An 11,590-nucleotide genomic window follows, 5' to 3' on the forward strand; every position below is an offset into this window, starting at 1 on the left:
GTATTAGGCACGCCGCCAGCGTTCATCCTGAGCCAGGATCAAACTCTCCAATAAAGTTAGTTTGTCTAGCATCTAAAATAAAAATTGACGTTTCACGTTGTTTGTTTCGTTTAGTTTTCAAAGTTCAACATCGCGTTTCAGCGACTTTTATAATATATCATACTATATTATTTTGGTCAACAAGTTTTTTTGATAAGTTGTATCTCTCATTTGCTGACTCTGCCTATTATATAGGCTTTCTCTTCCCTATGCAAGTATTATTATAAAAAAATAAAGAGAGGGAAAATCCCCTCTCTTATTCTTCTGAAGAAACCTCTTCACTCGTTTCTTCCTCTTCATCTTTTTGTGCTTTTGCTACCGTCGCTACCTCTTGGTCTTCCTCTAATCGAATTAGACGAACACCTTGTGTATTACGTCCCATTTGAGAGATTTGATCAACTGGCATACGAATAATAACGCCTGCCGCTGTAATTAACATAATATCTTCTTCACCTGTAACAGACTTAACAGCTACTAATTTACCGTTCTTATCTGTAATGTTACAAGTTTTCAGACCTTTACCACCGCGACTTTGCAGACGGTATTCATCAATCGGTGTACGCTTTCCGTAACCATTTTTCGTTACAATTAGAACATTTACATCCTCTTCGACAATTTCCATACCTACAACTTGGTCTTCATCGCCCAACGTAATAGCTTTAACACCTGCAGCATTACGTCCCATAGAACGAACATCTTGTTCATTGAAACGAATTAGCATACCGTTACTTGTCCCGACAATAATATCCTTATCACCCGATGTTAAACGTACAGATATTACTTCATCCTCTTCACGAAGAGAAATTGCAATTAAACCATTTGTACGTATATTTGCAAATGATGAAAGTGGCGTTCTCTTAGAAACCCCTTGTTTTGTCGTAAAGAATAAGAACTGATCGTCACCAAATTCACGAATCGGAATAATAGCGTTAATCCACTCACCCTTATCTACCCCTAATAGGTTAATAATTGGTAGTCCTTTTGCAGTACGACTATACTCTGGAATTTCATATCCTTTCGTACGGTATACTTTACCCTTGTTTGTAAAGAATAAAATATGATCATGAGTAGACGTTGTTAATAAATGTTCAACAAAGTCATCATCATTCGTACCCATTCCTTGCACACCACGTCCCCCACGGTTCTGTGTTTTGTACGTAGAAGCTGGTAACCTCTTAATATAACCGTTATGAGTTAACGTAATCGCAATGTTTTGTTCAGGAATTAAATCTTCATCTTCAATAAATTCCATACCGCCAATTGTAATTTCTGTTCGTCTCTTATCATTGAAACGCTCTTTTACTTCTGTTAATTCTTCACGAATAATCTCAAGAACTTTTTCTTCATCTGCTAAAATCGCTTTTAATTCAGCAATTAACTTCATTAAGTCTTGATATTCTTGCTCAATTTTTTCACGTTCTAATCCAGTTAAGCGTTGCAGACGCATATCTAAAATCGCTTGCGCTTGTTTCTCACTTAAACCAAAACGTTCCATTAAGCCTTGCTTTGCAATATCTGCCGTTTTTGAACTACGAATTAACGTAATAACTTCATCAAGATGATCTAAAGCAATTCGTAATCCTTCTAAAATATGAGCACGTGCTTCTGCTTTTTCTAATTCATAAGCAGTACGTCTACGAATTACTACCTTCTGATGCTCTAAATAATGATATAGATTTTGTTTTAAATTTAGTACTTGTGGCTCCCCATTTACAAGAGACAACATATTAATACCGAAACTTGTTTGAAGCGCTGTATGTTTATATAGATTGTTTAATAGTACGTTTGCATTAGCATCACGACGTACTTCCATGACAATACGCATACCATTACGATCTGATTCATCACGTAAATCTGTAATACCTTCAATTTTCTTATCGCGAACTAATTCTGCGATTTTTTCAATTAATCGCGCCTTATTAACTTGATAAGGTAGTTCAGTTACGATAATAGATTGTTTACCGTTTGACTTCTCTTCAATTTCAACCTTAGCACGAAGCATAATGGAACCGCGACCTGTTTCATAAGCTCTTCGAATTCCACTTCTTCCTAAAATTAAACCTGCCGTCGGAAAGTCTGGACCAGGAATATATTCCATCAATTCTGCGATAGTAATATCAGGATTATGACTTAATGCCAGCACACCATCAATTACTTCGCCAAGCTGATGCGGCGGTATATTTGTTGCCATACCAACAGCAATACCTGTTGTACCGTTTACTAATAAATTAGGGAAACGCGCTGGTAGTACTATCGGTTCTCTTTCGGAACCATCATAGTTATCTTGATAATCAATTGTATTTTTTGAAATATCACGTATTAATTCCATAGAAATCTTAGACATTCTTGCCTCTGTATAACGCATTGCTGCTGCTGAATCTCCATCTACAGAACCGAAGTTACCATGCCCATCTACAAGCATATAACGTTGACTAAAATCTTGCGCCATACGTACCATTGTTTCATAAACGGCTGAATCACCATGAGGGTGATACTTACCGATTACTTCACCGACAATACGTGCTGATTTCTTATACGCTTTATCAGCTGTAATTCCTAAATCATTCATCGCATATAAAACCCTACGATGCACAGGTTTTAATCCATCACGAACATCTGGTAATGCACGAGATACGATAACACTCATTGCGTAATCTAAAAATGAGGTACGCATTTCATGACTAATATTAATTTCTCGAATTCGTGCTTGTTGTTGATTGTCTGACATCAACGAGCACCTCCTCTTACATTTCCGTTACACATACATTGATTTATATGTAGAAGACAGGAATACTTAGATTCCTGTCATTACTCATTTAAATATCAAGGTTCTTCACGTATTTTGCATTCTCTTGGATAAAGTTACGACGCGGTTCTACTTTATCACCCATTAAAATTTCAAACGTTTCGTCTGCTTCTATTGCATCTTGAAGAGAAACTTGAAGTAACGAACGTACTTCTGGATCCATTGTCGTCTCCCATAGCTGAGTTGGATTCATCTCCCCAAGACCTTTATAACGTTGAATTCCTGGTTTCGGCTGGGCTGGTAGCTCAGCTAAGATTTTTTCAAGTTCCTTATCGTTGTAAGCATATTGAATTTTTTTACCTTGTTGTATTTTAAACAATGGCGGCTGTGCAATATAGATATAACCACACTCAATTATTTGACGCATATAACGATAGAAGAACGTTAATAATAGGGTACGAATATGTGCACCATCAACATCGGCATCGGTCATAATAATAACTTTATGATAGCGTGCTTTTTCAATATCGAAGTCTCCACCAATATTTGTACCGATTGCTGTAATAATTGTACGAACTTCATCATTTGATAAAATCTTATCTAAGCGCGCCTTTTCCACATTAATAATTTTACCCTTCAGCGGTAAAATTGCTTGGAAATGACGATCGCGTCCTTGTTTTGCAGATCCACCCGCAGAGTCACCCTCTACGATGTAAATTTCACTAATTGCTGGATCTTTCGAAGAGCAATCAGCTAATTTACCAGGTAAACTTGAAACTTCTAACGCACTCTTTCGACGTGTCAATTCACGCGCTTTTTTCGCAGCTACACGTGCACGTGCAGCCATCGTACCTTTTTCTACAATTTTTCGCGCTACATTAGGATTTTCTAGTAAGAACTTTTCAAATGCCTCTGAGAATACAGACTCTGTAATTGTTCTCGCTTCACTATTCCCAAGTTTTGTCTTCGTTTGTCCTTCAAATTGTGGATTTGGATGCTTGATTGATACAATTGCTGTTAAACCTTCACGAACATCCTCACCAGTTAAATTACTGTCCGCATCTTTTAAAATGCTATTTTTACGACCATAGTCGTTGATTACACGAGTTAAAGCTGTTTTAAAACCTACCTCATGTGTACCACCTTCATACGTATGGATGTTATTCGTAAATGAGTAAATATTATTTGTGTATCCTTCGTTATATTGAAGAGAAACCTCAACCTGAATACCATCTTTTGAACCTTCTACGTACACAGGCTCTTCATGAATCGGTTGTTTTGAGCGATTTAAATGCTCAACGTATGATTTAATTCCACCTTCGTAATGGAATTCTTTCTTTTGCTTATGTTCACGTTTATCTTCAATTGTTAATTTAATATTACGATTTAAAAACGCTAATTCACGCATACGAGTTGCTAGCGTATCAAAATCGTATACTGTTGTTTCTTGGAAAATTTCCGGATCTGGTTTAAATCGAGTTATTGTTCCTGTTTGATCGGTGTCACCAATGACTTTTAAATCCGCAACCGGAATACCTCTTTCGTATTTTTGGTAATGGATTTTACCTTCACGGTGTACAAATACTTCTAATTCTGTTGATAGAGCATTTACAACCGATGCCCCAACACCATGTAAACCACCAGAAACTTTATAACCGCCACCGCCAAATTTACCACCGGCGTGGAGAACAGTCATAATAACTTCTACAGCTGGACGTCCCATTTTTTCTTGTATACCAACCGGAATACCACGCCCATTATCCGTTACACGAATACTATTATCTTCTTCGATACTAACATTAATTTCATCACAATAACCTGCAAGTGCTTCATCAATACTATTATCTACGATTTCCCAAACAAGATGGTGAAGCCCTTTTCCACTTGTAGATCCAATATACATACCAGGGCGTTTCCGAACTGCCTCTAGTCCTTCAAGCACCTGTATCTGACTTTCATCATATGCATTTTCTTGCATTTGCTTTTGTTCCATTGACACAAAGATCACCTACTTTTCCATTTAAACAGGGGTTATTCCCTATCTATTTCACAATCTACAGTGCCGTTCGTTACATGAATTGTTTTCGCTTCTTTTAATGTTTCGTGTTCAATTCCGTCGACACTCGTCGTTGTAACAAATGTTTGCACTTTTCCTTGAATTGTATTTAAAAGATGTGATTGACGATAATCATCTAATTCTGATAAAACATCATCCAACAAAAGGATTGGATATTCTTTAACCTCTGAATAAATCAATTCAATTTCAGCTAATTTTAGGGATAGTGCGGTCGTTCGTTGTTGTCCTTGCGAACCAAAGACTTGAACATTTTTACTATTAACGAAGAATTGTAAATCGTCACGATGAGGACCAATTAAAGTCGTACCACGGAAAATTTCACGTTGTTTCACAGATTGAAAACTTTCATAGTATACTTCTTTTATTTTCGACAAATCCATTGATTCTGATACATCTACACTTGGTTTATAGACAATTTCTAACTCTTCTAATCCACGGCTTATACCTCGATGAATTGGAGCTGCCCATTCCTGTAGCAAATGCAAAAATTCAAAACGTTTTTGCAGTATTTTCGCACCATGCTCAATTAGTTGAAGTGTAAATACATCCAACATCGTTTCCTCATTCTTACTATTCCCTTGCATTTTTTTCAACAAGTGATTTCGTTGCGTGAGCACCTTTTGATATTGACTTAATTCATACAAATATACAGGAGCTATTTGTCCTAATTCCATATCTAAAAAGCGTCTTCTTACTTGAGGGCTTCCTTTTACAAGATTTAAATCTTCTGGGGCAAACATGACAACGTTCATCACGCCAATATATTGACTTAACTTTTGTTGTTCAAGTTGATTTAATTTTGCCTTTTTACCTTTTTTCGAAATATTTAATTCCAAAGACAAAGAACTGTTTCTTTTTTGTAATTTCCCTTTTATTTGACCAAAATCTTCATCCCAGCGGATAAGTTCGCGATCATTAGAGGTTCTATGAGATTTCGCCATCGCTAAAACATAAATAGCTTCCATCAAATTTGTTTTCCCTTGCGCATTTTCGCCGATAATTACATTTACCTTATCTTCAAAGGAAAGCTCTAATTTTTCATAATTGCGATAGTTTTTTAATTGTATTTCTGAAATAAACAAAGGGCTCCCCCTTTATGCCTGAACTTGGAAAGTTCCGCTTCCTGGAATTTCAATAACATCATTCGCATATAGTTTGCGACCTCTTCTATTTTCAAGTTCGTTGTTCACGTACACTTCATATTCTTGTAAAAACCATTTTACAGCGCCACCTGTATCAATTACATCAGCTAACTTTAAAAATTGTCCTAGTGTAATATACTCTGTTGAAATTTTAATACGTTTCATAAAATCGCTCACTTTCTGAAAGTGTTCATTCTTTCATTGTACTAAATAAACTAGCATTAGGAAAGTAATACCCAAAAATCAAATAAGGGCCACTAGCATCTTTAAACTAGCAACCCTTATTCCTTACCTAGTAAGTACGAACCGGTAAAATTAATTGAATAATTGAATCATCATTTACTGTACGAATTAAGAACGGTCTCATCGCCCCAGTAAAGCTAACTTTAATCTCTGTACTATCCAAAGCTTTCAATGCATCCATCATATATTTTGCACTAAAAGATATTTTTAACTCTTCTCCATCTACTTTTTCGCATTGTACTTCTTCGACAACTTTTCCGATTTCTGGTGAATTCGAAGAAATCTCTAGCATTTCTTGCTCTAAAGTTGATAATTTAACAACGTTATTGCGGCCATCTCTTGCTAATAGTGAAGCGCGATCAATTGCTTGTAGGAATTCTTTTGTATTCACAAAAATATCCGTTTTACTCTCTGCCGGAATTAAACGTGTGGTATCAGGATAATTCCCTTCTAACAATCTTGAGAAGAATAATAAATGTTTTGTACGGAATAATACTTGATACTCCGTAATAACGATATCTACCATTTCTTCAGACTCATCTAAAATTTTACTTAATTCATTTAAGCTCTTACCTGGGATAACAACATTAGCTTGGAATTCATCTGCAATATTATGTCCTTCAATTTTTGCTTTTCGAAGTGCCAGCCTATGACTATCTGTTGCAATACAAGTTAACTCGCTGTTATATACCTTCCAGTTTACACCTGTCAAGATTGGTCTTGTTTCAGAAGTAGAAACTGCAAATACAGTTTGTCTGATCATATGTTTAAGTAAATCTGTTGGTATCTTAAATACATGATGTTCTTCAATCTGTGGCAATAACGGATATTCTGCAGAATCTAAACCATTTAAGTTAAACTCTGATTTTCCAGATTTTATTTTTGTCATAAAATGATTTTCTACAGAAATTTCGACAGTGTCTTTAGGTAGTTTTTTTACAATCTCACTAAAATATTTTGCCTGTAAAACAATGCTTCCTGATTGAGCTATTTCTACGATTTCTTTTCCATCTTCTTCGACTGGAATAAACGATTCAATCGAAATATCAGCATCGCTTCCTGTTAATGTAACTCCTTCTTCAGTTGCTACAACTTTAATTCCCGTAAGAATTGGGATTGTTGTACGAGAAGAAACTGCCTTCATTACATCTTGTACACCTCTTACAAGATAGTCTTTTTGTATTGTAAAACGCATAAAGAAAAACCTCCGGTAAGTATAAGATTTTATTTAATTAATAAAGATAAAAAATAGTAGTAATAGTAATAGGGCTTGTGGATATGTGGATAACCCCGCTAAGGGATGTAAAAACAGTCTATCTACATGTGGATAGACTGTGCGTAAAACAAGGTAAGTTATTCACACTATTCAGCTACTACTTTAAAATACCATTAATTTCTTCAACTTGCTTTTGTAATTGCGTATCGGTTTTTAGTAGTTTAGAGATTTTTTCATGGGCATGGATAACTGTTGTATGATCACGTCCACCAAATTCTTCACCTATTTTTGGTAAAGAGGAATCTGTAAGCTCGCGCGATAAATACATTGCAATTTGGCGAGGAAACGCAACTGATTTTGTACGTTTTTTCGCTTTAAAATCTTCTAATTTCACTTGATAAACGTCCCCGACAGCTTTTTGAATATCATAAATAGAGATAATTTTCGGCTTAGAATTTGGAATAATATCTTTAAGTGCTTCAGCTGCTAAATCAGCATTAATATCTTTATTAATTAAAGATGAATAAGCTACAACTCGGATAAGTGCACCTTCTAATTCACGAATATTTGAATCAATTTGATTTGCGATATAAAGCATAACTTCATTTGGTATATCAAGCCCTTCAGCTTTTGCTTTTTTGCGTAAAATCGCAATTCGTGTCTCTAAATCTGGCGGCGTAATGTCTGTAATAAGTCCCCATTCAAAGCGGGAACGAAGACGATCTTCTAAAGTTGGAATTTCTTTTGGTGGTCGGTCACTAGAAATTACAATTTGTTTACTTTCTTCGTGTAATGCATTAAATGTATGGAAAAACTCTTCTTGAGTCTGTTCTTTTCCAGCAAGAAATTGAATATCATCTATCAATAAAACATCTACGTTACGATATTTATTACGAAAATCAACAGCTTTATTATCACGAATAGAGTTAATAAATTCATTTGTAAATTTTTCTGATGATAAATATACAACTTTTGCATTTGGATTATGTTCAATTACATAATGACCAATTGCGTGCATTAAATGTGTCTTTCCAAGTCCAACTCCCCCGTAAATAAAGAGTGGATTATACGCTTTAGCTGGCGCCTCAGCTACAGCTAATGAAGCTGCATGGGCAAAACGGTTACCAGAGCCAATAACAAATGTATCGAATGTATATTTTGGATTTAACATGCTCTGTGGTAAATGAGCTGAATCATCTTGTGCTGGATTCGGCTTAACTGGAGGCAGATCAATGTCCTCTTCAGCTTGACTTTGGGGAATAATAAAGCGAATTGCTAATTTTGCCCCTGTTAAATCGTATAGTGTTTCTGAAATTAGTTCGGAGTAATGAGATTCTAGCCAGTCACGAGCAAATTCATTCGGAGCTGTAATCGTTAATACGTCTTTCTTCAAGTTATGAGCCGTTGTGGATTTTAACCATGTCTCATAACTAGGCTTGCTTACCTTTTTTTCTAATTCTTTTAAGGCACTATTCCATAAATCAGAGATATTTTCCAAAGGTGTCCCTCCTTTACTAAGTTGGTAAAAGAATAAGGTTGCGCAACAAATGTACAACCTAATAAATATAAAATGTATATTTATACGAAACGTATTTTAAAACCTAAAAACGTCGTTTGTATATGAGATAGGGTTTTCGACAAAAAAAGCAAATGTGGACAACTATTTACCCACATGTGATTAAAACTGTCCACATGTTATACACAAATTGTGGATAAGATAAAGATGTGGAAAACTTATTCAAAGTGAAAACACAACTATAATATCAAAAAAAAGTGGCTATAGCAATGAATTTAAGAAAGTTATCCACAAAATCAATACCTTGTGGAATAAACTTGTCCACAACACGATATACTGTGTAAAAGTGCGAAAAAAGTTTGTGGATATAAAAAGCGCGAAAAAATATTTATCCACAAGGAAATATAGGTGCTGTGAAAAAGTATGTGAATAGGTTCAAAATGAATATTTGATGAAAATTTCTAGAACCATTGACATTTTCCTAGTTAATTAACTATAATTTATAGGACTGTCTTTAACAGATATTCCTCAGGGAGGTGTCATATAATGAAAAGAACTTACCAACCAAATAAACGTAAGCGCAGCAAAGTACATGGTTTCCGCAGCCGTATGAGCACAGCGAACGGACGTAAAGTGCTAGCAGCTCGTCGTCGTAAAGGAAGAAAAGTATTATCTGCGTAGACCACTGATCGTTCAGTGGTCTTTTTTTCTAATAATAGTGAATTTCCGCTGATGAAATACAGGAGTGTCAATTGATATGAAGAAAAAACATCGTATAAAGAAGAATGATGAATTCCAGGCGGTTTTTCAAAAAGGAAAATCAAATGCAAATCGTCAGTTTGTTGTATACCAATTAGATAAAGAAGAACAGCCAAACTTTCGCATCGGCCTTTCTGTTAGCAAGAAAATAGGAAATGCAGTAGTTCGTAATCGAATTAAGCGCATGGTCCGTCAGGCTATTACAGAGTTAAAAGATGAGATAGCTTCTGGAAAAGATTTTGTTATAATAGCAAGGAAGCCTTGTGCAGAGATGACATATGAAGAAGTAAAGAAAAGCTTAATTCATGTCTTTAAACGCTCTGGTATGAAAAGAATAAAAAAGTAGCGTAAGGAAATGAATTACACTATATACATACCGATACAAGGAGGAGTAGGCTTTGAAAAAGAAATTAGGTTTACTAGCCATGCTTATTGCATTAATGGCGATTACTGCTGGCTGTAGTGAAGTAAATCAGCCAATTACACCAAAAAGCACTGGAATTTGGAATGAATACTTCGTATACCCGCTTTCTCAGTTAATCACGTATTTTGCAAACTTATTTAACAGTAATTATGGTTTAGCAATTGTTGTTACGACTCTTATCATTCGTTTTGCGTTATTACCATTAATGATTAAACAAACGAAGAGTACGAAAGCGATGCAAGCGTTACAACCGGAAATGGTGAAGTTAAAAGAGAAATATAGCTCTAAAGATCAAGCGACACAGCAAAAACTGCAGCAAGAAATGATGCAGTTATACCAAAAAAATGGTGTAAATCCATTAGCTGGTTGTTTACCAATCTTTATTCAAATGCCAATTCTGTTCGCTTTTTATCATGCAATTATGAGAACAGCTGAAATTAAACAACATAGTTTCTTATGGTTCGATTTAGGACATGCAGACCCGTTCTATATCTTACCAGTCGTTGCAGCAATTACGACATTTATTCAGCAAAAGCTTGCAATGGCAGGAACAGCTGGTCAAAATCCACAAATGGCAATGATGCTTTGGCTTATGCCGATTATGATTTTAATCTTTGCAATTAACTTCCCAGCTGCATTATCACTTTACTGGGTTGTTGGTAATATCTTTGGTATTGCTCAAATGTACTTTATTAAAGGGCCAGAGATTAAGGCTAGTAAGGCTGGTAAAGCTGGAGGCTCAAGCAAGTGAGTGTAATTACTGCTAAAGGACAAACAGTCGAGCTGGCAGTAGAGGATGCTTTAAGGCAATTAAATACATCAAAAGATCGAGTAGATATAAATATTGTCGATGAGGGTAAAAGGGGATTCTTAGGTTTATTTGGGAATCGCCCTGCAGTAGTAGAAGTTGTATTGAAGAAAGATCCAATTCAAGAATGTGAAGAATATTTAAGAAATGTTATTCACGATATGGGTGTGGAAGTCGAGATTAGTAAAATTGTAAAAGGACGCGAAATCGAATTCACAATTTCTGGTGATAATGTAGGTGTTTTAATTGGAAAAAGAGGTAATACATTGAACTCTTTACAGTATTTAACAAAACTTGTCGCGAATCGTAACACGAAGCAGTATATCGGTATTACACTAGATGCTGAAAATTATCGTAGTAAAAGAAAAAGTACGTTAGAATCACTTTCTTATCGATTAGCGAAACAAGTATTTAATACGAAAAAAAGAGTTATTTTAGAACCGATGCCATCTTTTGAACGAAAAATTATTCATCAGGCATTATCAAATCATCAAGGTATCAATACAACTTCTGAAGGAAATGAACCACATCGGCATGTTGTAATATCTCCTAAATGACCGGTTGCTCAAATGAGTGCCGGTTTTTTTGAGCGGAAAATAGATGTGGATAACTAAAAAACA

Annotated in this window: 11 protein-coding genes; 5 read left to right on the forward strand and 6 right to left on the reverse strand. The window is 35.4% G+C overall.

Annotated elements, in window-relative coordinates; genetic code table 11:
- Positions 1-266, forward strand: a 266-nt coding sequence (locus ACTFN4_RS14625; protein ID WP_230090770.1) for a hypothetical protein, incomplete at its 5' end; no start/stop codon positions are given.
- Between the two features lie 29 nt (positions 267-295).
- Here the strand turns inward: ACTFN4_RS14625 and gyrA are convergent.
- From gyrA to dnaA, 6 genes are all read right to left on the reverse strand, one after another.
- Positions 296-2,767, reverse strand: coding sequence for a DNA gyrase subunit A (gene gyrA, locus ACTFN4_RS14630; RefSeq protein ID WP_001282864.1), 2,472 nt, complete (start codon positions 2,765-2,767; stop codon positions 296-298).
- Between the two features lie 88 nt (positions 2,768-2,855).
- The gene (gyrB, locus tag ACTFN4_RS14635) at positions 2,856-4,778 is read right to left on the reverse strand and encodes a DNA topoisomerase (ATP-hydrolyzing) subunit B (protein WP_000435982.1); all 1,923 of its coding nucleotides are present in this window, start codon (positions 4,776-4,778) and stop codon (positions 2,856-2,858) included.
- 38 nt (positions 4,779-4,816) lie between these two features.
- The gene (recF, locus tag ACTFN4_RS14640) at positions 4,817-5,944 is read right to left on the reverse strand and encodes a DNA replication/repair protein RecF (protein WP_000470745.1); all 1,128 of its coding nucleotides are present in this window, start codon (positions 5,942-5,944) and stop codon (positions 4,817-4,819) included.
- A gap of 12 nt (positions 5,945-5,956) precedes the next feature.
- Positions 5,957-6,169: a S4 domain-containing protein YaaA gene (gene yaaA, locus ACTFN4_RS14645; protein WP_000821364.1), complete on the reverse strand. Its 213-nt coding sequence runs from the start codon at positions 6,167-6,169 to the stop codon at positions 5,957-5,959.
- Positions 6,170-6,296: 127 nt separating this feature from the next.
- Positions 6,297-7,442 carry a DNA polymerase III subunit beta gene (gene dnaN, locus ACTFN4_RS14650; RefSeq protein WP_001212884.1) on the reverse strand — a complete coding sequence of 382 codons (1,146 nt, stop codon included), beginning with the start codon at positions 7,440-7,442 and terminating at the stop codon, positions 6,297-6,299.
- A 178-nt stretch (positions 7,443-7,620) separates the two neighbouring features.
- Complete coding sequence (gene dnaA / locus ACTFN4_RS14655) at positions 7,621-8,961, reverse strand: chromosomal replication initiator protein DnaA (protein ID WP_000428017.1); 1,341 nt, start codon at positions 8,959-8,961, stop codon at positions 7,621-7,623.
- A gap of 564 nt (positions 8,962-9,525) precedes the next feature.
- On the opposite strand from dnaA, the gene rpmH reads away from it, so the two are divergent.
- The 4 genes from rpmH to jag all read left to right on the forward strand — a co-directional run bounded on the left by rpmH (position 9,526) and on the right by jag (position 11,527).
- Complete coding sequence (gene rpmH / locus ACTFN4_RS14660; protein WP_000831901.1) at positions 9,526-9,660, forward strand: 50S ribosomal protein L34; 135 nt, start codon at positions 9,526-9,528, stop codon at positions 9,658-9,660.
- 76 nt (positions 9,661-9,736) lie between these two features.
- Positions 9,737-10,084 carry a ribonuclease P protein component gene (gene rnpA, locus ACTFN4_RS14665; RefSeq protein WP_000726619.1) on the forward strand — a complete coding sequence of 116 codons (348 nt, stop codon included), beginning with the start codon at positions 9,737-9,739 and terminating at the stop codon, positions 10,082-10,084.
- Positions 10,085-10,136: 52 nt separating this feature from the next.
- Positions 10,137-10,913, forward strand: coding sequence for a YidC family membrane integrase SpoIIIJ (spoIIIJ, locus tag ACTFN4_RS14670; RefSeq protein ID WP_000727734.1), 777 nt, complete (start codon positions 10,137-10,139; stop codon positions 10,911-10,913).
- Entirely contained in the window at positions 10,910-11,527 is a 618-nt protein-coding gene (gene jag, locus ACTFN4_RS14675; protein ID WP_000111516.1) for an RNA-binding cell elongation regulator Jag/EloR, read from the forward strand. Before spoIIIJ ends, jag begins: the two co-directional genes overlap by 4 nt.
- Positions 11,528-11,590: the final 63 nt, after the last annotated feature.

The organism is Bacillus cereus group sp. MYBK95-2, assembly GCF_051915225.1.
GTDB classification, from domain to species: Bacteria; Bacillota; Bacilli; order Bacillales; family Bacillaceae_G; genus Bacillus_A; species Bacillus_A cereus.

Excerpts from the sequence above, each read along its gene's own strand:
- gyrA (WP_001282864.1), bottom strand. The coding sequence starts at position 2,767 with ATGTCAGACAATCAACAACAAGCACGAATTCGAGAAATTAATATTAGT.
- gyrB (WP_000435982.1), bottom strand. The coding sequence starts at position 4,778 with ATGGAACAAAAGCAAATGCAAGAAAATGCATATGATGAAAGTCAGATA.
- yaaA (WP_000821364.1), bottom strand. The coding sequence starts at position 6,169 with ATGAAACGTATTAAAATTTCAACAGAGTATATTACACTAGGACAATTT.
- dnaN (WP_001212884.1), bottom strand. The coding sequence starts at position 7,442 with ATGCGTTTTACAATACAAAAAGACTATCTTGTAAGAGGTGTACAAGAT.
- rpmH (WP_000831901.1), top strand. The coding sequence starts at position 9,526 with ATGAAAAGAACTTACCAACCAAATAAACGTAAGCGCAGCAAAGTACAT.
- rnpA (WP_000726619.1), top strand. The coding sequence starts at position 9,737 with ATGAAGAAAAAACATCGTATAAAGAAGAATGATGAATTCCAGGCGGTT.